26 protein-coding genes are annotated in these 19,352 nt (G+C 39.3%); 20 read left to right on the top strand and 6 right to left on the bottom strand.

Translation table 11 applies throughout. The features are described 5' to 3' along the window. Positions 1–32: 32 nt before the first annotated feature. The 7 genes from AM592_RS02360 (at position 33) to AM592_RS24290 (ending at position 5,064) form a co-directional block, all read left to right on the top strand. A complete protein-coding gene (locus AM592_RS02360) occupies positions 33–734 on the top strand; it encodes an amino acid ABC transporter permease (protein ID WP_053602288.1) in 702 nt (233 codons plus the stop codon). A gap of 17 nt (positions 735–751) precedes the next feature. After that, positions 752–1,462 (top strand): amino acid ABC transporter permease, encoded by a 711-nt coding sequence (locus tag AM592_RS02355; protein ID WP_053602287.1) that lies wholly within the window; start codon positions 752–754, stop codon positions 1,460–1,462. Continuing rightward, the gene (locus AM592_RS02350) at positions 1,459–2,229 is read left to right on the top strand and encodes an amino acid ABC transporter ATP-binding protein (protein WP_053602286.1); all 771 of its coding nucleotides are present in this window, start codon (positions 1,459–1,461) and stop codon (positions 2,227–2,229) included. The genes AM592_RS02355 and AM592_RS02350 overlap by 4 nt, the downstream gene beginning before the upstream one ends. A gap of 29 nt (positions 2,230–2,258) precedes the next feature. After that, on the top strand, positions 2,259–2,873 hold the full coding sequence (locus tag AM592_RS02345; protein ID WP_082363659.1) for a GNAT family N-acetyltransferase: 615 nt from the start codon (positions 2,259–2,261) through the stop codon (positions 2,871–2,873). Beyond that, a complete protein-coding gene (locus tag AM592_RS02340; RefSeq protein ID WP_053602285.1) occupies positions 2,788–3,963 on the top strand; it encodes an amidohydrolase in 1,176 nt (391 codons plus the stop codon). Before AM592_RS02345 ends, AM592_RS02340 begins: the two co-directional genes overlap by 86 nt. A 249-nt stretch (positions 3,964–4,212) precedes the next feature. Further along, the gene (locus tag AM592_RS02335) at positions 4,213–4,812 is read left to right on the top strand and encodes a TetR/AcrR family transcriptional regulator (RefSeq protein WP_053602284.1); all 600 of its coding nucleotides are present in this window, start codon (positions 4,213–4,215) and stop codon (positions 4,810–4,812) included. 108 nt (positions 4,813–4,920) lie between these two features. Further along, the gene (locus tag AM592_RS24290) at positions 4,921–5,064 is read left to right on the top strand and encodes a P-loop NTPase family protein (protein ID WP_192841163.1); all 144 of its coding nucleotides are present in this window, start codon (positions 4,921–4,923) and stop codon (positions 5,062–5,064) included. Here the strand turns inward: AM592_RS24290 and AM592_RS25295 are convergent. The 3 genes from AM592_RS25295 to AM592_RS02325 all read right to left on the bottom strand — a co-directional run bounded on the left by AM592_RS25295 (position 5,002) and on the right by AM592_RS02325 (position 5,974). Then, on the bottom strand, positions 5,002–5,268 hold the full coding sequence (locus AM592_RS25295) for an aldo/keto reductase (protein WP_211086296.1): 267 nt from the start codon (positions 5,266–5,268) through the stop codon (positions 5,002–5,004). The genes AM592_RS24290 and AM592_RS25295 overlap by 63 nt on opposite strands. Positions 5,269–5,318: 50 nt before the next feature. Continuing rightward, the gene (locus AM592_RS24470; protein WP_225970320.1) at positions 5,319–5,543 is read right to left on the bottom strand and encodes a hypothetical protein; all 225 of its coding nucleotides are present in this window, start codon (positions 5,541–5,543) and stop codon (positions 5,319–5,321) included. 140 nt (positions 5,544–5,683) lie between these two features. Further along, positions 5,684–5,974: a putative quinol monooxygenase gene (locus tag AM592_RS02325; protein WP_053602282.1), complete on the bottom strand. Its 291-nt coding sequence runs from the start codon at positions 5,972–5,974 to the stop codon at positions 5,684–5,686. Positions 5,975–6,127: 153 nt separating this feature from the next. Between AM592_RS02325 and AM592_RS23045 the strand changes: the two genes are divergently transcribed. Both AM592_RS23045 and AM592_RS02320 read left to right on the top strand, forming a co-directional pair. Further along, complete coding sequence (locus AM592_RS23045; protein ID WP_082363657.1) at positions 6,128–6,343, top strand: helix-turn-helix domain-containing protein; 216 nt, start codon at positions 6,128–6,130, stop codon at positions 6,341–6,343. Beyond that, complete coding sequence (locus AM592_RS02320; protein ID WP_053602281.1) at positions 6,300–6,614, top strand: winged helix-turn-helix transcriptional regulator; 315 nt, start codon at positions 6,300–6,302, stop codon at positions 6,612–6,614. Before AM592_RS23045 ends, AM592_RS02320 begins: the two co-directional genes overlap by 44 nt. 240 nt (positions 6,615–6,854) lie before the next feature. Here AM592_RS02320 and fsa read toward each other — a convergent pair whose 3' ends face one another. After that, entirely contained in the window at positions 6,855–7,535 is a 681-nt protein-coding gene (gene fsa / locus AM592_RS02315; RefSeq protein ID WP_053602280.1) for a fructose-6-phosphate aldolase, read from the bottom strand. A 200-nt stretch (positions 7,536–7,735) separates the two neighbouring features. Continuing rightward, complete coding sequence (locus tag AM592_RS02310; RefSeq protein ID WP_053602279.1) at positions 7,736–7,870, bottom strand: BA3454 family stress response protein; 135 nt, start codon at positions 7,868–7,870, stop codon at positions 7,736–7,738. A gap of 380 nt (positions 7,871–8,250) precedes the next feature. Between AM592_RS02310 and AM592_RS02305 the strand changes: the two genes are divergently transcribed. From AM592_RS02305 to AM592_RS02295, 3 genes are all read left to right on the top strand, one after another. Further along, entirely contained in the window at positions 8,251–8,889 is a 639-nt protein-coding gene (locus AM592_RS02305) for a LysE family translocator (RefSeq protein WP_053602278.1), read from the top strand. 74 nt (positions 8,890–8,963) lie between these two features. Next, complete coding sequence (locus AM592_RS02300) at positions 8,964–9,749, top strand: aminoglycoside adenylyltransferase domain-containing protein (protein WP_053602277.1); 786 nt, start codon at positions 8,964–8,966, stop codon at positions 9,747–9,749. A gap of 24 nt (positions 9,750–9,773) precedes the next feature. Then, positions 9,774–10,340: an SF0329 family protein gene (locus tag AM592_RS02295; RefSeq protein ID WP_053602276.1), complete on the top strand. Its 567-nt coding sequence runs from the start codon at positions 9,774–9,776 to the stop codon at positions 10,338–10,340. A gap of 226 nt (positions 10,341–10,566) precedes the next feature. Here the strand turns inward: AM592_RS02295 and AM592_RS02290 are convergent, their stop codons facing one another. After that, a complete protein-coding gene (locus AM592_RS02290; protein WP_053602275.1) occupies positions 10,567–11,655 on the bottom strand; it encodes a citrate synthase/methylcitrate synthase in 1,089 nt (362 codons plus the stop codon). Positions 11,656–11,756: 101 nt separating this feature from the next. Here AM592_RS02290 and AM592_RS02285 point away from each other — a divergent pair, with 101 nt between their 5' ends. The 8 genes from AM592_RS02285 to AM592_RS02250 all read left to right on the top strand — a co-directional run bounded on the left by AM592_RS02285 (position 11,757) and on the right by AM592_RS02250 (position 19,340). Further along, entirely contained in the window at positions 11,757–12,632 is an 876-nt protein-coding gene (locus AM592_RS02285) for a LysR family transcriptional regulator (protein ID WP_053602274.1), read from the top strand. Positions 12,633–12,878: 246 nt separating this feature from the next. Then, positions 12,879–13,613: a UMP kinase gene (gene pyrH, locus AM592_RS02280; protein ID WP_053602273.1), complete on the top strand. Its 735-nt coding sequence runs from the start codon at positions 12,879–12,881 to the stop codon at positions 13,611–13,613. A 367-nt stretch (positions 13,614–13,980) separates the two neighbouring features. Next, positions 13,981–15,075 (top strand): ABC transporter substrate-binding protein, encoded by a 1,095-nt coding sequence (locus tag AM592_RS02275; RefSeq protein WP_053602272.1) that lies wholly within the window; start codon positions 13,981–13,983, stop codon positions 15,073–15,075. Next, positions 15,065–15,916, top strand: coding sequence for an alkaline phosphatase family protein (locus AM592_RS02270; RefSeq protein WP_053602271.1), 852 nt, complete (start codon positions 15,065–15,067; stop codon positions 15,914–15,916). Before AM592_RS02275 ends, AM592_RS02270 begins: the two co-directional genes overlap by 11 nt. Positions 15,917–15,933: 17 nt before the next feature. Continuing rightward, on the top strand, positions 15,934–16,770 hold the full coding sequence (locus AM592_RS02265) for an ABC transporter permease (protein WP_053605953.1): 837 nt from the start codon (positions 15,934–15,936) through the stop codon (positions 16,768–16,770). Next, positions 16,767–17,579: an ABC transporter permease gene (locus AM592_RS02260; RefSeq protein ID WP_225970319.1), complete on the top strand. Its 813-nt coding sequence runs from the start codon at positions 16,767–16,769 to the stop codon at positions 17,577–17,579. The genes AM592_RS02265 and AM592_RS02260 overlap by 4 nt, the downstream gene beginning before the upstream one ends. Then, positions 17,560–18,564 carry an ABC transporter ATP-binding protein gene (locus tag AM592_RS02255; RefSeq protein ID WP_053602270.1) on the top strand — a complete coding sequence of 335 codons (1,005 nt, stop codon included), beginning with the start codon at positions 17,560–17,562 and terminating at the stop codon, positions 18,562–18,564. The genes AM592_RS02260 and AM592_RS02255 overlap by 20 nt, the downstream gene beginning before the upstream one ends. Continuing rightward, on the top strand, positions 18,561–19,340 hold the full coding sequence (locus AM592_RS02250; RefSeq protein WP_053602269.1) for a DeoR/GlpR family DNA-binding transcription regulator: 780 nt from the start codon (positions 18,561–18,563) through the stop codon (positions 19,338–19,340). The genes AM592_RS02255 and AM592_RS02250 overlap by 4 nt, the downstream gene beginning before the upstream one ends. Positions 19,341–19,352 lie beyond the last annotated feature (12 nt).

Below are 19,352 nucleotides of genomic sequence, written 5' to 3'. Positions count from 1 at the left end.
GTAGTTTTAAACAAATCGAGGTGGTTTTAGAATTGGGGAAAGCATTTGATTTTACGTTAATTTGGGAATTTTTTTATACTCTTATTCCATATTTAGGAGTGACACTTCAAATTCTTGCCGTCTCAATCGTGTGTGGAATGGTCATCGGGATAGCAGCTGCTGTCCCGAGGCTTTTTCGTATTCCGATACTCTCACAGCTGGTTATCATTTACGTTTCATTTATTCGTGGAACGCCAATTTTAATTCAATTGTTCCTTGTTTTTTACGGCGTTCCGGCATTGCTCTCAATCATTAACCTTGACTTATCAAGAATGGAACCGATTTATTTCGTTATGATCACATATGCGATCAGTAACGGAGCCGTCTTTTCAGAAATTTTCAGAGGAGCTGTTCAATCTGTCGACTACGGGCAATCTGAAGCCGCATATTCAGTCGGAATGAATGATGTACAAACCTTTTTTCGCATAGTCATCCCACAGGCGATTGGTATTGCATTGCCCAATATTGCAAATTCTGTCGTGGGATCACTAAAGGACACTTCCCTTGCATTTACGATTGGTGTCATGGATTTGGTCGGCCGCGGCGAAACTTTAATTGCATCGAGCGCTCATGCTCTAGAAGTGTATATTTCACTTTCAGTCATTTATTACATCGTAGTGCTCATTTTTGAAAAATTATTTCGTTTATTTGAAAAGCATATCAACCAATATAAATCAGCTGTGCTAAAGCATTAATAAAGGGAGAGATTAATTTGGCAATTGATATTCCGTTTATTTGGACGGCTTTAACTGAAATAGTAAAGGCTCTGCCAATTACAATGATGCTCACACTTATCCCTTTATCTATCGGTTTTTTAATCGGGTTGGCAGTAGCGCTGATCCGAGTGTATGAAGTGAAAGGATTGACTGCAATTGCGAACGGATATGTCTCATTTTTGAGAGGGACGCCAATCATCATGCATATCATGATCATTTATTTCGGATTGCCGCTTCTTATTGATAAAGCAGCAGTACAGCTCGGATTAGAGTCCAATTCGCAAAATATCCCTATCATCATTTTTGTCCTGACAGCTTTGTCGTTAAGTGCCGGGGCATATTTATCAGAAGTGATTCGTTCGGGCATATCCAGCATTTCTAAAGGACAGGCGGAAGCTGCGTATTCTGTGGGAATGAATACGTTTCAGACACTGTTTCGCATCATTCTGCCACAGGCACTTGCACAGTCCATCCCTAACTTCACCAATATTTTTATCGGATTTTTGCATACATCATCTATTGCGTTTATCGTTTCGCAAAAAGAATTAACCGGAGCTGCCAATATTGTCGCTTCAACCAATTTAAAGTTTCTTGAAGCTTTTATTGCTGCGGGAATTATTTACTGGGTATTGACGATTCTTGTAGAAAGCCTATCGTCTCTTATGGAGAAAAAAGCTACATCTTATACAAGAGGAGGAGTTCGATGATTTATCTGCAGGGCATAAAAAAATCATTCCTGCATCAGGAAGTGTTAAAGGGCATTAATCTAACAATCGAAAAAGGAGAAGTCGTTACGATTCTCGGTCCAAGCGGTTCCGGAAAAACCACACTGCTTAGATGCGTAAACTATCTGGAAAAACCGGATGCTGGCACGGTCCACGTTGGTGCTATAAAGCTCGAAGCAAAAGAGGCTAAGAAAAAAGATATTATATCACTTCGAAAACAGTCTGCAATGGTGTTTCAGCACTACAATTTATTTGCCCATAAAACTGTCACTGAAAACGTTATGGAAGGACTAATTATCGCAAAAAAAATCAATAAGGCGGAAGCAAAAGAGCGAAGTGAACGAGTATTAGAAAAAGTCGGACTTTCCAATAAGCTGAATCATTATCCCAGCCAGCTTTCCGGCGGCCAGCAGCAGCGAGTCGGCATCGCACGCGCCCTGGCACTAAACCCGGAAGTTATTCTATTTGACGAACCGACATCGGCTCTCGATCCCGAACTCGTTGGTGAAGTTCTCTCTGTTATTAGAGACATTGCAAGAGAAGGAATCACGATGCTTATCGTTACTCATGAAATGAATTTCGCCCGTGAGGTATCAGACCAGATTCTTTTCATGGACGAAGGTATCATCGTTGAGAAAGGTACACCGTTTGAAATTTTCAACAGCCCCAAAGAAGAACGAACTCGCAGGTTTTTAAGACGTATTTCAAGAGATGCGGCTGACAACTGGCTGCAGGAAGAAGCAAATTAAGGAATAATGCGTAAGGAGGATAGATCTAAATGTCTCAAAACGTATCGATCACTGATCTAGAGGAACAAGATAGAGAAACCGTACGCCAGTTGTTGATCGATAGTTACAGTCAATATGAGAAGAAATTTGAAAATCCTGATATGTGGCTGAACTATTTAGCGAATATTAGTGCCTCAGTTGATAATCCACAAATTGATCGAATCCTGGTAGCGAAAAACGGGCAATCTGTACTCGGGACACTTCAGTTGTTTGAATCCTCGGAAAAGGCATATGGCCGTCCGGAACTGGAGATTTTTTCGCCGATTGTCCGTCTGCTTGCGGTTCATCCAGAAGCGCGGGGGCGTGGTGTCGGCCAGGCTTTGCTGAAAGAAAGCTGTCAATATGCAAAATTAAAAAGGGCAGAAAGCTTGTATTTGCATTCAACCGACCTGATGCAAAAAGCGATTCAATTGTATGAATGGCTGGGATTTAAACGAGACGAATCCAAAGAATTTTACAATCAAAATATACTTGTAAAATGCTATCGCTTTGATCTAATAAAAGAAGAAGGTGAATTTCATGAGCCCAACAGAACTAGAAGCCCGTTTAATTTCAATCCGCCGCCATATGCACCAATATCCAGAGCTGTCAAAAGAGGAGTTTGAAACGACAAAAGCGATCACAGGCTGGCTTCAAGAAAAACAGATTGAGATTCGTCCAACTTCGCTTGAAACGGGCGTATTTGCCGATATTAAAGGTGGAAAATCCGGAGCAACAATTGCTGTACGTGCCGACATTGATGCTTTGCCGATCGAAGAAAAAACAGATTTGCCGTACGCTTCAAAAATAAAAGGTAAAATGCATGCATGCGGACATGATTTTCATACAGCTGCCGCTATAGGTGCAGCTTATCTACTAAAAGAAGACCAGGAGAACTTACAGGGAAACATTCGTTTTTTGTTTCAGCCAGCTGAAGAATCAGGTGGAGGTGCAGTTAAAGTCATAAAAGACGGACAGGTTGATGATGTTGATGCAATTATCGGCCTTCATAACAAGCCGGAATTGCCGGTGGGTACGGTCGGGATAAAAAGCGGTCCAATCATGGCGGCTGTGGACCGCTTTAAAGTGAATATCAAAGGTAAAGGCGCTCACGCAGCTCTGCCAAATAATGGACGTGATCCGATTGTGGCTGCAGCACAGCTTATTTCATCTATACAAACGATTGTCAGCAGAAACGTATCACCCTTGCAGAGTGCTGTCGTTAGTGTAACGAGAATAGAAGGCGGAAGCACTTGGAATGTCATCCCTGAAGATGTAACGATTGAAGGAACGGTCCGAACGTTCGATAACACTGTCCGAAAGGAAGTAAAGGAACGGTTTTATTCTGTAGTAGAGCATGTTAGCGCCGCGTTTTCTCAGGAAGCAAAGATTCAATGGTTTGCTGGGCCGCCGCCGCTGATTAACCATTCGGAAATAACAGATGCAACCCGGGCCGCTGCCAAAAGGCTGTCCCTGCACGTCATAGATCCGGATCCGTCAACAGCCGGCGAAGACTTTGCTTACTATCTTCAGAATATCCCAGGATCGTTTGCTTTCTTCGGAACAAGCGGAAATGAAGACTGGCATCATCCTTCATTTACGGTTGATGAAAAAGCTATCGTTAAAGCCGCATATTTTTTATATGAAAGTGCAAAAGAACTGCTTGCTCAGCTGATGAATGTTAATGGAAAACAGAAAGTCTTTTCCGACTCATAATATTGGGCAGGAAAATTTAGAAACTTTGTCCCCCCTCCTGCCATACACATATTGTTGATTAGATTGACATCCTCCTTATGAAAGTTGGTTTTGGGTTATCCATTTTCAAAGGCAAGGATGTCTTTTTATTTATGCAAAAGCACGCAATCAACTTTCGCGCCTAATCCAGTTGTTCTTCTTTCAATCCATTACAAAGGATTCATGCTATGATAAAATCATACAAACAAACATAGAGGAGTTCAGAATGCTATGGCCCCATTAAATGAAAATCAATTGGAACAAATTCGCAATGAACGTAAAAATCAAATCATGTCTGCCGCTTTAAAGGTGTTCGCTGAAAACGGTATTAAACTGACGAAAATTAGCATGATTGCTGCCGAAGCGAGTATAAGCCACGGCCTGCTGTATCATTATTTCAAGTCCAAAGAAGAGGTTTTGCACGAAAGTCTTAAATGGGCAATGACCGGAGCAACCGAATTATTTCAAGAAATTAAAGCACTGCCGTTAACTCCTATTGAAAAAATCAAACATTTTATCCGTATCGCATTAACAGAAGGAAACAGCGATGTGTTTCGAGTGATTCAACATATCCTTCGAGCAAAATATCCTGTACCCGAACAATCGAAAGAGCTGATAGAACATTCTTCTGAAGAGTACGCACAACAACTGCTTCCGTTGTTTATTGAAGGTCAAGAAAATGGAGAGATCATCCAGTCAGATCCCCAAGAATTACTCGAGCTTTTTTTAACTGTCATTTCTGGGTTAATGATGGAAGGGGATTTTAATTGGTGGAATGAAAATATGGACAGGAAAATCGATCTACTTTTGAGGATGATATCGACACGCTAATCGAAAGCAAATTTTTATTAACAAAAGGTGGTAAGGCATTCATTCTTATATTGACTGATTTGGTCAATCTAAATTAAAGGGGATTTTCATTATGGGAGTGAGGTATTTATGGAGAATGCTCTAATTGAGGTTAAAGAACTAAAGAAAGCCTATGGAAATAAAGTTGTCTTAAATGGACTCAGCTTTAACTTAGCACGCGGATCCATTTTTGCTTTGCTTGGGGAAAACAACAACCGTCCGCTTAAAGTTTGATACACCGATGTAACGAACCTTCCCCTCTTGTTGCAATTTAGCAAGTGTTTGCCACCTTTCAAGATAATCTTCCTCTGGATAAGGCCAGTGAATTTGATAGAGATCGATCTCATCGAATCCCAGGGGTCTCAGGCTTCCCTTAACCTCTTGACGAATAGAATTTTCCTTAAGACAATGTGTAACACTATCTTCCGAACTGGGCAAAATTCCACACTTCGTAAATATATAAGGACGCTATTGAGAACCAATTTCCTTTAGTGCTTTCCCAACAATTTCTTCTGAGTGGCCATATCCATAAATGGCAGCTGTATAATCCAGTTGATTCCTAGATCGACAGCTCGCTTGATCGCATCATTAGACTCACGGTCATCCTGAGTCCCCCAAGCGAATGCCCAACTGCTGCCACTGATTGCCCAAGCACCAAAGCCAATCGGAATAATAAAAAGATCAGACGAACCCAGCTGTCTTGTTTGCATCATATACCTCCATATTAATATTTCGTAATTTAAAATGACAAAAAGTACAAGTGAGGCCGCGTAGAATAGTAAATAACAAAGTGACACCTCGAAAACGAAAAAGGAGTCTGTCACTTTGTATTTTTAACAACCAGAGAATCTGTTTATGATGTGACTGTTCCTTTTATTAACCATGTCGGACCTTGCGCATAAGCCGAAATTTCATCAAAAAAAGCTTTAAAGTAGGGTCCTTGGCAATGAAGGTCAAAAGCGGCTTCATCCTCATAAGCCTCATTAAGATAGAACCGATTGGGATTATCCTTATCTTCAATCAATTCAAATCGAAGTGTTCCGGGCTCATTGGCACTGGAGTCACGGCCATCTTGAAGTGCGGCACGTTTAAAATGTTCACGATGCTCTGCTAGTATTTCAAAACTAACGGCAATTACGTACATAAGATTTTTTCCCCTTTCTCCTTATGGTAAGGATCAGAATTAGATTTTGGAGTATTTCCTTTCATCCCAAGTATGCCGCCATCTAGAGAGTTGAACAATGACCCCAGTTAGACTAGAATAAAAACTACTACCCTAAAAAAGGAAGATAATCCGATGAACGATAAGCAAAGAAGAGCAGAATTGGCTGACTTTCTTCGTACACGTCGGGAACGATTGTCCCCAACCGCTTTTAATATTACAGTAGATGGAAGAAGGCGTATGCCAGGGCTGCGGAGAGAGGAATTGGCTCAGATATCAGGTATTAGTTATACTTGGTACATGAAGCTTGAACAGGGGCAAAATATTCAAGTGTCAGAGCAAGTGCTTTGAACTAATAGGAAAAAGGTGGACGGGTTTAATTATTTATGTGTTAATGAACGGACCTAAACGTTTTAGTGAAATTCATTCGATCATTCCGGATTTGAGTAAACGTATGCTTACGGAGAGAATGAAAGAACTTGAGGAGCATGGAATAGTTATACGTCATGTCATACCTGAACGTCCTGTACGGACAGAGTACTTACTGACAAAAAAGGGAACGGAATTAGGAAAAATTCTTGGTCACCTCACTGATTGGGCTGAAAGTTGGATTAAGGATTAATTCGAAGCGGTTTAAACCGCTTAAAAAGGAACAACGCACAAATTCACCATAAATTATTTAATTTGTTTTCTGTACGTTTAAATTAATAAAATGACAGTCATTCAGCAATTTTCCATTAATATCGATCTATGTATGAGATTCGGTTCGGACTAGCTTTTTAACCGCTAAAAATAAAAGTGGCGCTAGTATGATTATAGAGAAATCGATACTAACGCCACTTTTTAAGACGGATTGACACTTTTATTTTAGAACCTCAATTTTAGACGCTTTTTCCCAATCAGCAGCAAATTTTTCAATGCCTTGATCCGTTAGAGGGTGTTTGGATAGCTGCTCTATCACTTTATAAGGAACGGTCGCAATGTGAGCACCAGCCATTGCTACACGAGTGACATGATCCGGATGACGGACAGAAGCAGCGATAATTTGTGTATCGAAGTTTTGGATACGGAACAATTCAGCAATTTTCTCTACCAGCTGCACCCCGTCTTCTGATATATCATCAAGACGGCCAAGGAACGGCGATACATATGTCGCACCAGCACGAGCAGCTAATAGCGCTTGGTTCACAGTAAAAATTAGAGTTACATTGGTTTTAACGCCTTTATTCGTAAGATAGCGACAAGCTTCTAAACCATCTAACGTCATAGGAAGTTTAATAGTTACTTTCTCATCTCCGCCATTGATTTTTATTAGCTCATCTGCTTGTGCGATCATCTCTTCAGCTGTAATAGCGTCAGGGGTTACTTCTGCTGAAACAGATTCAACCGCAGGCACGGTTTGGCAAATTTCCGCAATACGATCCTCGAATTTTATCCCTTCTTTCGCAATTAAGGAAGGATTTGTGGTAACGCCTGATAAAACCCCGATTTTATATGCTTTTTTTACATCATCAAGATTAGCAGTATCAATAAAAAATTTCATAATTAATAACCTCCATTTTAATGTACGTTTATTATTCTTCATAGAATTACAACATAATGAGTGATACTGATGTAAAGTTTACTTTTATCCTCCCCCTTCTACTGTTACAACTGCAGTAACATTTATTATAATCTTCCTTTAACAAACCGAACCTAACATAGAAGTTCTTGTTAGATTTTTCTGAAAATTAAAATTCGATATCATTGTGTCCATTGTTTTTCAACTTGCTCTTGAGCCAAACGTAATATTTCTTCTTTCGCAATCTTTCGATCAACAATAACGTTTGTTTGATAGTTTCTTCCTTGGAAGTTTACTAAAACAGTTATTTCCACCATCAATTCTCAATCCTTTCTCTAATTTAAATATATCCGTACAAAAAAGCTACTAGGCGACTTATGCTATAATCACAAAACTAAGCAGGATTTATTAAAGCCGGACACTACATAAAGAAGATACTTGGGAAAGATGAGTGAAGTTTTTCACTTAGGTTATTTTATATAACTATAATATTCCTCCATATAAAGATACGTCAAGAGAAATATCTCAAAATTGTGAATTCGAATTAAATTAAAAAACACCTACCTATAACTTCGATGTGTTTTTTTGTAACTGAATTGTTCTTTCGAAGGGTCATTCTTGCTTTGTTAAAAATTTGTATATTCATTTTCAATCTTCTATGTTAATCTGAACGTATTATTTTTGGAGGTGCATGAATTTGCTTGGGATAACGAGTTTTTGGCTTTTTCTCATTACAGGGATTATTTTAAATATTACGCCTGGTACAGATACGATTTATATCATGAGCCGCAGTATCTCTCAAGGAAAACTTGCTGGTGTATATTCCGTACTCGGAGTAAGTACCGGGGTTCTAGTCCATACGATGTTGGCTGCGTTTGGCTTATCAATTATTTTGACACAGTCTGTCCTCCTTTTTACTGCAATTAAGCTGATCGGTGCAGCGTATTTGATTTACCTCGGAATAAGGATGCTTTGGCAGAAGGGCTCTGCTCTAAGCAAGGAAATTCCTACTAAAGAGCATTTGTCGTTCAGAAAAATATATATGCAGGGCGTCATGTCAAACGTTTTAAATCCGAAGGTTGCGCTATTCTTCATCTCGCTCTTGCCGCAATTTGTGGCTACAGATAATCCTTATGGCCCTATTCCTTTTCTGATTCTCGGTCTAACCATATCTATTACGGGAACAGTTTGGTGTTTATTCATCGCTTATTTTTCCTCCTTTGCTACAACGAAGCTTAGGGAAAATCCAAAAATTGAAAGCATGATGAACAAGTTAACGGGAATTGTCTTTATTGGCCTGGGGATTTCATTAATGAAGACAAAATCAGCATCTTAGAGAAAACGGATTTGCCGGAGGAATTAATTATATCGGGACCTATACTTTTCATCCCTTAAGGTGGAGGTTCATTATTGAAAATCAATCATACAATTGAAAAGCTATCAAGTATCCTTCAAAACCATTTACAAAGCAATTTGGCCGGGATTTACCTTCACGGTTCCCTAGCAATGAATTGCTTTAACCCGATACACAGCGATATTGATTTACTCGTCATTTGCAAAAGCAAGCTAACTGATGATTCATTAAAAAGAAGATTAATTGATAACATGATGGCATTCTCTAATATCCATTATCCCAACCCTATTGAAATGAGTGTGATCCTCGGAGAATATGCTGGGAATTTTGTTTATCCGACTCCTTTTGAGCTGCACTATTCCGATTATCATAAAGAAAAATATACAGCAGATAATCAATATTTGGTCCACAATGATACGGATACTGATTTAGCAGCACATTTATACACGACGTATTACAGAGGAAAAACTATTTATGGACAGCCGATTAAAGAAATAATCAATTCTGTTCCGAAACACTACTATCTTGATTCCATAGTTCAAGATATTAAAAATGCAAAAAATGAAATTATTAAAAACCCCGTTTATTATTGTTTAAACTTATGCAGAGTTTTACGCTTTCTGCGAGATAAAGCCGTTACCTCTAAAAAAGAAGGCGGGGAATGGGGATTGAAGCATTTGGATAGAAAATATGCGGATATTATATCTGCTTGCTTAAGTCAATACTCAGGAAGATCATATAATGATAAATTAGATATTAATCCAGAAGTATTAACATCGTTCGCTGAATACATGCTACATGAAATCAAGCAAGAGCTTGGTAATAGTTATAGACTTCTCTGAAACTACTGAAAAGGAGCAATATCATTGCAATGGAGCAAGCTTAAGTCAACACTTGAAGAATTCATATGTAGTAGTTTAAAAAACCGAATCAAACTGCATGCGACAGTCTACAGAAAATCCCATGATGGACCTAGCCGAGTTTGGATAACCCTTGATAAAAAAGAGATCTTCTCTGCATCTATGATTACATATGAGGTAGAGCATGCAAAGCTTTACGAGAAAATAAAAGCGGAAAGAAAATTGAAGCCTATTCCTTATTCTTCTGATTGGAGACAAATGTTTCATTCGAAAGAAAGAGAAGCCTTAATCAAAGCATCGAATGAAATAGATAACATGTTGATCAACCAAGGTATTTTTGATCCCTTCGATGTTTATCAACCGTTTATGGCTTACAATTCACTTGCAATCGAGGACGCAATTAAGTCACCTGATGTCTTTACTCGTGCGTTTGCGATGTTTGACAAAAGGCTCGGAAAAAGGAGATTACTAAAGATTGGATTGCCATCGAATGCACATCCATTAATCGTGAAATTTTATAAGATTAGGTGTGAAGCGGAGGGAATGTACTTATCCTGCATTAACAGAGAATAAGCTCCAGATGTGAGGAATCGATTGAAATCCAGGATCGTTCAGACAAATATATACTGCGGGTTCCTGGATAAGCTCTATAATATGTGCCTCCTTTCCTTTTTATGTGCCTCTATCTACATTTTATATGCTTTCTGAAGCAGCTTTTGTCCGCGTCCATATTTTAAATATCCACACACCTAGCATAAGAAAAAAAGAGCAACCCATTTCTGAGTCACTCTCATTCTAATCAAACAAGCATCTTGCCGGTATACTTCGCCGAAGGTCTGTAAATCGTATTGTCGCTTGCCTGTTCCAGCACATGGGCACTCCAGCCGACGATTCTGCTAGCAGAAAAAATCGGCGTAAATAATTCGGAGTTTAAGTGAATGGCTTTCATTACGGCAGCCGCATAGAATTCGACATTTGTGTAAAGCTTTCTTCCCGGCTTGTATTCTTCCAGTAGGCGAATTGCCGTTTCTTCCACATGCAACGCAAGGTCAAGCTCACTGTTGTTTCCGGCTACCTCGCTTGTCTTTTTCTGTAAAGCTACTGCTCTCGGGTCTCTCGTTTTATAAACTCTGTGCCCGAAGCCCATTAATCTGTCGCCTTTTTCCAGCTTGTTTCTTAAATAGCTTTCTGCATTGTTTTTATCTTTTATTTCATCAAGCAGCTGAATTACGCCTGAAGGAGCTCCGCCGTGAAGAGGTCCCTTCATCGTTCCAAGTGCTGAGGTGATGGCAGAAATTAAATCCGACTCTGTTGATACGGTTACTCTTGCGGAGAAAGTGGAAGCATTCATTCCGTGCTCCATCGTTAATATCATATAGGCTTCCAACGCAACAGCTTCTGCACTGCTTGGCTTTTTTCCTGTTAGCATATACAAGAAGTTTTCAACGTGGCCAAGTGAATCGGAAGGCGGCACGAGCTTTTCTCCATTCATAGAACGTTCGCGAAAAGCGATGATCGTCGGAATGGCAGATATAAGTTCCAATGCCTCCTCATTTTTTGGCGGAAATTGGTGGGAAGAATCACCGAGAGAGGAGACTACTGTTCGAAGTACGGACATATGGTCCATTTCATGAGGCAAACTGCTAATCAGCTCTATGGCTGAATCTGAAAGGCTGCGATAACCAATTAATTTTTCTTTAAATGCAGCAAGTTCTTCTGAATCTGGCTTTCTATCAAAAAGCAACAGAAAAGCCACTTCTTCAAAGCTTGAAGATACTGCGAGATCTTTTGCATCATAACCTCTATAAATTAACTGGCCTACATCGCCATCGATGTGACTGATTTTTGTTTCTGTGCAAACAATCCCTTTTAATCCAACATGTACCATCATACTACCTCCTTTGTTCTTTACATTATACGTGATATACTTTTAAAAAAAATTAAATATTCTTCATATAATTAATTAATATTATTAATCAGGAGGCTTTCATGGATTTAAAATGGCTTCAAACCTTTGTTACAGCAGCAAAAAATGAAAACTTCAGACAAACTGCCGAAACCCTTTTTATTTCACAGCCTTCGGTTACCGTTCATATGAAATTGCTTGAGAAAGAACTTGGCATTAAGCTTTTTGAAAGAAAAGGAAGACAAATCTCGCTGACGGAGGAAGGAAGACAATACCTTCCGTATGCTCTCAAACTCTTAGAGGATTATGAGGACAGCATGGCGGATCTCCATCGGTTCAGACAAGGCTATTCAAATACGCTCAGCCTTGCCATTTCACCTCTTATCGCTGACACAGTTATGCCTTATGTTTTAAAGAGATTCACCACAGTGAACCCTGAGATTGAAATAACGGTGACAATTAGTGAATCAGATGAAATTGCGAATATGATCAATGACAATCAGGCAGATATTGGCTTAAGCCTGTTGAATGCACCGCAATCCTCACTAATTTGCAGGAGCCTCTATCAGGATCCAGTGATTTTGGTAGCTCCTCATGATGGCTGGGATGAATCGGCACCTCCGATTGACTGTGCCGAGCTCTTTGAAAATAATTTATTGTTTACTCATAGCCATCCGGTCTATTGGGACGACCTGCTTAGCAATCTGAGGATGAAGTATCCATTCATTCGTACGATGAAGGTCACTCAATCCTATATTACGAAACGGTTCATTTCCGAAGGGTTGGGTGTATCCTTCCTGCCTTCTTCTATCGTTAGGCGCGAGCTGATGGAAGGACGATTAATCAAAGTAGAGTGCAACAGTATCCAATTGCCGACAACAGGGGCTTACGTCCTATTTAAGCACGAAAATGCGAAGGAAAAAAAATTCTTGGAATTTTTGTCTCATTTTCGATTTTAAGCATAAGTATAAATTCCTCTTGACCTACCTCGACTTTTTAATATACACTGGATTCAAGAAATAGTCAGAAAAATCGAAAAAGGGAGAGAGCGAGATGAAACTGTTAAATAATTTGGTAAAAAAGAAGCATTCCACTCGTTTTTTCCCGAAAGAACTAGAGGTATTTACATACTTTTAGTTCTTTTTTTATGGTTTCTGGATCGTTAAAATTGAAGGGACTTAACAAAATGATCAGGAGGAATCGGGATGACACAGTACAAGCGTGTATTAATTAAGTTAAGCGGAGGCGCACTTGCTGATCAAGACGGTAATAGCTTTGGGTCTTTAAGACTGGAGCATATCGCAAATGAAATCTTAACCATTGTAAACAGCGGAATTGAGGTCTCAGTAGTTGTAGGCGGAGGAAATATCTTCAGAGGAAATTTAGCTGCTGCTTGGGGAATCGACAGAGTCGAAGCGGATAATATCGGTACATTAGGAACAATAATCAACAGCTTGATGCTTCGCGGGGTGTTAAAAAGCAAAACTGAAAAAGAAGTCCGTGTAATGTCTTCAATTCCGGTTGCTGCAGTTGCTGAGCCGTATATCCGCTTACGTGCTGTTCATCACCTCGATAAAGGGTATATCGTTATCTTTGGCGGAGGAAATGGACAACCATTTGTGACGACTGATTATCCAAGCGTCCAACGTGCGATTGAAACAAACAGCGACGCCATTTTAGTTGCTAAGCAAGGAGTTGACGGCGTCTTTACCTGTGACCCGAAGCTGGACAAAGATGCAAAGATGTATAGCCATCTGAACTACGATGATGTTGTAACAAATAACATCAGAGTAATGGATCAGTCTGCCCTGCTGCTTGCCCGTGATTACAACCTTCCTGTTCACATCTTTAATTTTGATGAGCCTGGCGTTATGAGAAAAATATGCTTAGGTGAGCATTTAGGAACGCTGATCAATCATGAGGTAACGAGAACTATATAGATTGTATAGTATGGTTCATATCATCTGATTACCTATTCGACTGTAAGAAAGGTATCAAAAATAAACATAAACTCTAGTAAATGCCTGTATCATTTTTAGATACAGGCTTTATTTTTGTTTTTCTGTCCGTATACAAATATATTCAAACATCTTCCCCACATTATCAAACTACTCTGTTCAACAAGCCTCCCTCCTATTACAAGCAACCCCCTGTAAGAGATGACAGTGTTAAACCTTCGGATTCTATTTAATTTACATTTATTTATTGTTTTTTTACGTTTGTTTAATGCCCTTTTTACTTTTGTTTATTACAATAATCTATGTAAACAAATAAAACAGAAATAAAACGGAGGATTAAACAAAACGAATGAAACGTATAACTAAAATTTTATCAGTCGGACTTCTATCAACCTCGCTTTTAGCTGCTTGCGGGCAATCTGAAACAAATACTGAGGAAACAAAAGCAGTAGCAGAAAATTTATCATTAGAGGAAATCACTCAGAAAGCAAAAGAGGAAGGTGAAGTTGCCAGCGTTGCAATGCCTGATAGCTGGGCAAACTGGGGCGAAACGTGGAAGGAACTTGAAAGTGAATACAGCTTAAAACATAAGGATACAGATATGTCGAGTGCTGAAGAATTATCTAAATTTGAGTCTGAGGGAAAGAATGCAACCGCTGATATTGGAGATGTCGGCATTAACTTCGGTCCGTTAGCAAAGGATAAAGGACTAACACTTCCATACAAAACATCTTATTGGGATGATGTTCCAGAATGGGCAAAGGATGATGAAGGACACTGGGTTTTGGGCTACACAGGTACCATCGCATTTTTAACAGATAAGAATAACGTGAAAAATCCGCCAAAAACATGGGATGACATCTTAAATGGTGATTATAAAGTAGCAATTGGCGATGTAACAAAAGGCACTCAGTCTCAATTTGCTGTACTAGCAGCAGCAATGTCTAAAGGTGGAGATGAAAAGAATATTGAGTCCGGACTTGAATATTTCGCACAGATCGCTAAGCAAGGAAGACTATCTTCTATAGATTCTTCCATTGCCAACTTAGAAAAAGGCGAAGTCGATGTAGCTGTTGTCTGGGACTTCAATGGATTAAATTACCGCGATCAAATTGACAAAAATCGCTTTGAAGTGACGATTCCTGAAGATACATCCGTTGTAAGCGGGTATACAACTGTCATTAATAAAAATGCCAAACATCCTCATGCAGCAATGCTTGCACGCGAATATATTTTATCTGATGAAGGACAAATCAATCTAGCACGAGGATATGCACGTCCTATCCGCGATAATGTGAAACTCCCTGCTGATGTGCAAGAAAAAGTTCTGCCTAAGGATCAATACAAAAATGCAAAGCCTGTAGAAGATTTTAAGGCGTGGGATGAAACAGCGAAACAGATTCCACAATTATGGCAAGAAAAGGTTCTTATCCATGTCAAATAATAAATTAGCAATGATTATACTTGACGGCCTGCGCTTTGACGCAGCCGTTGAGCAAATGGGATATTTAGGACATTTAGTTGAAAAAGGCTTAGCCTCCCGTTACTGTGTAAAATCAGAAATACCTAGTTTATCCAGGCCCTTATACGAGGTCCTCCTAACAGGAACCCCCCCGTATAGAAACGGAATTACGACGAATCAAACAGTAAGGCTGTCCCAACAAGAAAGTTTGTTTCATTTAACAAAACGGAATGGATTAACAAATGCAACAGCATCTTACTATTGGGTGAGCGAATTGTATAACCGGGCTCCTTTCGTCATCCACGAGGATCGAATTCAGCATAACCCGGAAAAAGTGATTCAGCACGGTATTTTCTATTTTGAAGACCATTATCCCGATTCTCATTTATTTGCGGACGCACATCACTTGCTTACCGCTTATCATCCTGATTTTTTATATGTACATTCGATGAATATTGATGATATCGGCCACAAATTCACAGCCAATTCAAAAGAATACAAGGGTAGTGTTTTAATGGCAGATTCCATTCTAGCCACAGTTATTCCTGCATGGATGGAAAAAGGATATCAAATCATCGTTACAGCTGATCATGGAATGAATGATGATGGCAATCACGGCGGAACATTAAATGATGTAAGGCACGTACCTTTATTTATCATTTCAGATCAAGTCGAACCTGGAGTTTACGAAGAAGAGATTTCCCAGCTTATGATTGCTCCTATTTCATGCCAATTACTGCGGATAAAACCTTCTGCTTCGATGATCCCGCTATCATTGCCAGGGATTAAAGCAAAAGAGCTCCAGTTCGAAGAAAGGAAGTAATAGTATTGAAGCCAAAAATGAACAAATTCGCCCTCTTTACACTTTTGCCATTCTTCCTTTTGATCGCAATGTTTCTTGTCGTTCCCGTTGTTACTATGATTTCGGCAAGCTTAAGCGGTGAGAATGGCAGCGGGTGGACTTTAGGTAACTATATTGAGATTTTCATCAATCCCTTTTATTATCAATCGTTCAAAAATAGTGCCATTATCTCTTTTACTTCTAGCTTAATAGGTGTAATCATCGCTACATTTGTTGCTTACTCCTTTACGAAATTTCATTCGGCATTTCAAGAAAAATTATTGCTTTTTGTTAATATGACTTCAAATTTTGCAGGAGTTCCGCTTGCATTTGCATTTATTATTTTGCTTGGAAACAGCGGTGTTTTTACTCTCTTATTTCAGCAGTTTGGAATAGACTTATTCCAACACTTTGATTTGTATTCTTGGGCGGGCTTAACTATGATCTACGTCTATTTTCAGCTTCCTCTGGCAGTCTTACTCTTGTTTCCTATTTATAAAGGAATTGATGAGAAATGGAAAGAGGCTTCATTTTTATTAGGAGCTTCCACTTTTACCTTTTGGCGAAAAATTGGTTTTCCTTATATTCTTCCAGCTATCACTGGCACACTTAGTATTTTATTTGCCAATGCAATGGGCGCCTATGGAACTGCTTATGCCCTGGTTGGAAGTAAAATTAATCTTCTCCCTATTCGGATTGGTGCTTTAGTTTCAGGCGATATTTATGCACGACCTGAGCTTGGGAGTGCATTGGCTGTTACCCTTGCATTATTGATGATGACCGCGATGCTTGTAAATGAGTGGTTATTACGTAAGGTTCGGAGGGATATGAAGTGAAAAAAAAAGTGTGGCAGCATCGCGTGACTGTAACGATTTTTATGATGTATTTAGCTTTACCGCTTATTGCAACCTTTCTTTATTCCATTGCAACAAGCTGGACGAAAACCGTCTTGCCAGATGGATATACGTTTAAATGGTATGCAGAACTATACGGAGACCCTCGATTTGTTGAAGCGATGACCAGAACATTTCTATTAACAGTCGGGTCGATGATTGTCATTATTCTCGTTATGGTTCCTACTGTTTTTGTTATTACGGTGTATTTACCAAAGCTTGAACGATTATTGAAAATCATTGTGCTGATGCCTTATGCCATTCCAGGAGTAGTGGCAGCGGTAGGACTGATACGTGCCTATGCAGGCGGAACAATTCCGATGATTATTGTTGTGTCTGGAGCCTTCTTTGTTGCAGTTTTGCCGTTTATGTATCAAGGTGTCCGGAATAGTTTACAATCGGTTGACTCCGTCAGACTAATGGAAGCAGCAGAGCTCTTAGGTGCGTCACGTACAAAAGCATTTACTCGTGTGATTCTGCCAAATATAAAATCAGGGATTATTGTTTCCTCTATACTGGCTTTCTCCATATTATTTGGGGAATTTGTCTTAACCAATTTATTAGTAGGCGGCAGCTTTGAAACAATTCAAATCTATTTGTTCCGGCGTATGAATGAAAGCGGTCATTTATCTAGCTCAGTGGTAATTTCATATTTTATCGTACTCGTCATATTGTGCTGGTGCATTATCAGGATTAGTTCAAAAAAGAAACAAAACAAAAGGAGAAAGTCAGATGAGCTACTTAACCATTGATAAAATATCCCTATCATTTGGTAACGTTAACGTATTAAAGAATTTGTCCCTTTCAATTGAAAAAGGCGAGCTTGTTACTCTTTTAGGACCTAGCGGCTGCGGTAAGTCTTCTCTTCTGCGAACAATAGCAGGATTGACAGCAGCAAACAAAGGCAATATCAATATTGATGAACGTACAATTACACATTTGCCTCCAAAGGACCGACAAGTTGGAATGGTTTTTCAGTCTTATGCATTGTTTCCAAATATGACTGTATATGAGAACGTCGCCTTTGGTTTAAAAATGTTGAAAATGTCAAAAGAACTGATTCAAGAAAAAGTAACAGCTATTCTTCAGCTTGTTGGAATACAAGAAAAAGAGAATGCCTATCCCCATGAGCTTTCTGGAGGTCAGCAGCAAAGAGCAGCGCTGGCTCGATCGGTTGTAGTCGAGCCGAAAATATTATTGCTTGATGAGCCTTTAAGTGCATTAGATGCCCAAATCCGGAAGAATCTTCAAACCCAGCTTCGTTTAATTCAACAAAAATTAGGCATTACGATGATTTTTGTCACACATGACCAGGAAGAAGCAATGGCGATCTCAGACCGGATTTATTTAATGAATAATGGAGAAATCGCGCAAGTTGGAACTCCAGAGGAATTATATACGAAACCAAACAGTGAATTTACCGCTCGCTTCATTGGAAATTATAACGTATTAACTCGTGCTCAGATTGACTGCATCTTCAATTCAAAGCATGAGTTTACAGGAGAGACGTTTGCAATTCGCCCCGAGGCGTTCAATGCCGAATCTTCGAAGGCTTGCTTTTCCATAAACGGAAAAGTACAGGACATTACGATATTAGGCAATATCGTTCGTTATGAGCTAAAAGTAGGCGGAGTATCCATCATGGTAGAGCAATTGCATCATTCAAATAAACGAATCATGTATAATGAAGAAAAAACCCTATTCATAGAAAGAGAGGATGTGATTTCCTTTCAATGAATCATCTAACAGAAGAAAGGAAGCAATCTATTTTAGTAGAGCTAGAGGATAAAGGAAAAGTGTTTGTTAACTTTCTTGCTGAACAACTGGGGGTTACCCCTGAAACGATTCGGCGTGATCTTGCCTCTCTTGAAGAACAAAGGCTGATAAAGCGTGTACATGGAGGAGCAGTTCCTTTTCGAGGAGAGAGGCTTGAGCCTTCTTTTGAAAAAAAACGAAAAATCAGGCAACAGGAAAAACAGCGCATAGGAGAAGCAGCAGCAAAATGCATCGAATCAAACGATACGATTATTATAGACGTCGGAACAACAACATTGGAATTATGCCACGCCATTAAAGATGTAGAGAATGTGACGATAGTAACCAATTCATTAAAAGCAGCTTCAGCCTTAAATGACCGATTGGAGAAAAAAGCTTTTTCCGGGAAAATAATCATCCTTGGCGGTATGCTGAATACATCTCAACAATCGATAAAAGGATCTTTAACTGCCCAAATGCTTGAAGCATTTCGTGTCGACAAAGCTTTTATTTCATGCGGCGGTATTTCCCGAGGATTCGTAAGCGATTTTGATATTGAAGAAATTGAAATTTCGAAAATGATGATGAGTATTACACGTGAAAGTTATTTATTAGCAGATCATTCAAAAATCAATAAAGAAGCTTTTTACCTTATAGGGGAGCTTTCCTTATTTAACTGGATAATAAGCGACATTCAGCCGGATAAGGAATGGCAAAGCTTGTTAATAGACAATGAAGTTACGTGGATTACAGCTTAGGAGGAGCTCTAA

It is taken from the genome of Bacillus gobiensis (assembly GCF_001278705.1).
Classification (GTDB): Bacteria; Bacillota; Bacilli; order Bacillales; family Bacillaceae; genus Bacillus; species Bacillus gobiensis.
This window is presented reverse-complemented; position numbering and strand designations above follow the sequence as displayed.

Bases quoted from the DNA above. Each gene is read 5' to 3' on its own strand.
- AM592_RS02350 (WP_053602286.1), top strand. From the start codon at position 1,459: ATGATTTATCTGCAGGGCATAAAAAAATCATTCCTGCATCAGGAAGTG.
- AM592_RS02345 (WP_082363659.1), top strand. From the start codon at position 2,259: ATGTCTCAAAACGTATCGATCACTGATCTAGAGGAACAAGATAGAGAA.
- AM592_RS02340 (WP_053602285.1), top strand. From the start codon at position 2,788: ATGAGCCCAACAGAACTAGAAGCCCGTTTAATTTCAATCCGCCGCCAT.
- AM592_RS02335 (WP_053602284.1), top strand. From the start codon at position 4,213: ATGGCCCCATTAAATGAAAATCAATTGGAACAAATTCGCAATGAACGT.
- AM592_RS24290 (WP_192841163.1), top strand. From the start codon at position 4,921: ATGGAGAATGCTCTAATTGAGGTTAAAGAACTAAAGAAAGCCTATGGA.
- AM592_RS24470 (WP_225970320.1), bottom strand. From the start codon at position 5,543: ATGATGCAAACAAGACAGCTGGGTTCGTCTGATCTTTTTATTATTCCG.
- AM592_RS02325 (WP_053602282.1), bottom strand. From the start codon at position 5,974: ATGTACGTAATTGCCGTTAGTTTTGAAATACTAGCAGAGCATCGTGAA.
- AM592_RS23045 (WP_082363657.1), top strand. From the start codon at position 6,128: ATGAACGATAAGCAAAGAAGAGCAGAATTGGCTGACTTTCTTCGTACA.
- fsa (WP_053602280.1), bottom strand. From the start codon at position 7,535: ATGAAATTTTTTATTGATACTGCTAATCTTGATGATGTAAAAAAAGCA.
- AM592_RS02310 (WP_053602279.1), bottom strand. From the start codon at position 7,870: ATGGTGGAAATAACTGTTTTAGTAAACTTCCAAGGAAGAAACTATCAA.
- AM592_RS02290 (WP_053602275.1), bottom strand. From the start codon at position 11,655: ATGGTACATGTTGGATTAAAAGGGATTGTTTGCACAGAAACAAAAATC.
- AM592_RS02285 (WP_053602274.1), top strand. From the start codon at position 11,757: ATGGATTTAAAATGGCTTCAAACCTTTGTTACAGCAGCAAAAAATGAA.
- pyrH (WP_053602273.1), top strand. From the start codon at position 12,879: ATGACACAGTACAAGCGTGTATTAATTAAGTTAAGCGGAGGCGCACTT.
- AM592_RS02275 (WP_053602272.1), top strand. From the start codon at position 13,981: ATGAAACGTATAACTAAAATTTTATCAGTCGGACTTCTATCAACCTCG.
- AM592_RS02270 (WP_053602271.1), top strand. From the start codon at position 15,065: ATGTCAAATAATAAATTAGCAATGATTATACTTGACGGCCTGCGCTTT.
- AM592_RS02265 (WP_053605953.1), top strand. From the start codon at position 15,934: ATGAACAAATTCGCCCTCTTTACACTTTTGCCATTCTTCCTTTTGATC.
- AM592_RS02255 (WP_053602270.1), top strand. From the start codon at position 17,560: ATGAGCTACTTAACCATTGATAAAATATCCCTATCATTTGGTAACGTT.
- AM592_RS02250 (WP_053602269.1), top strand. From the start codon at position 18,561: ATGAATCATCTAACAGAAGAAAGGAAGCAATCTATTTTAGTAGAGCTA.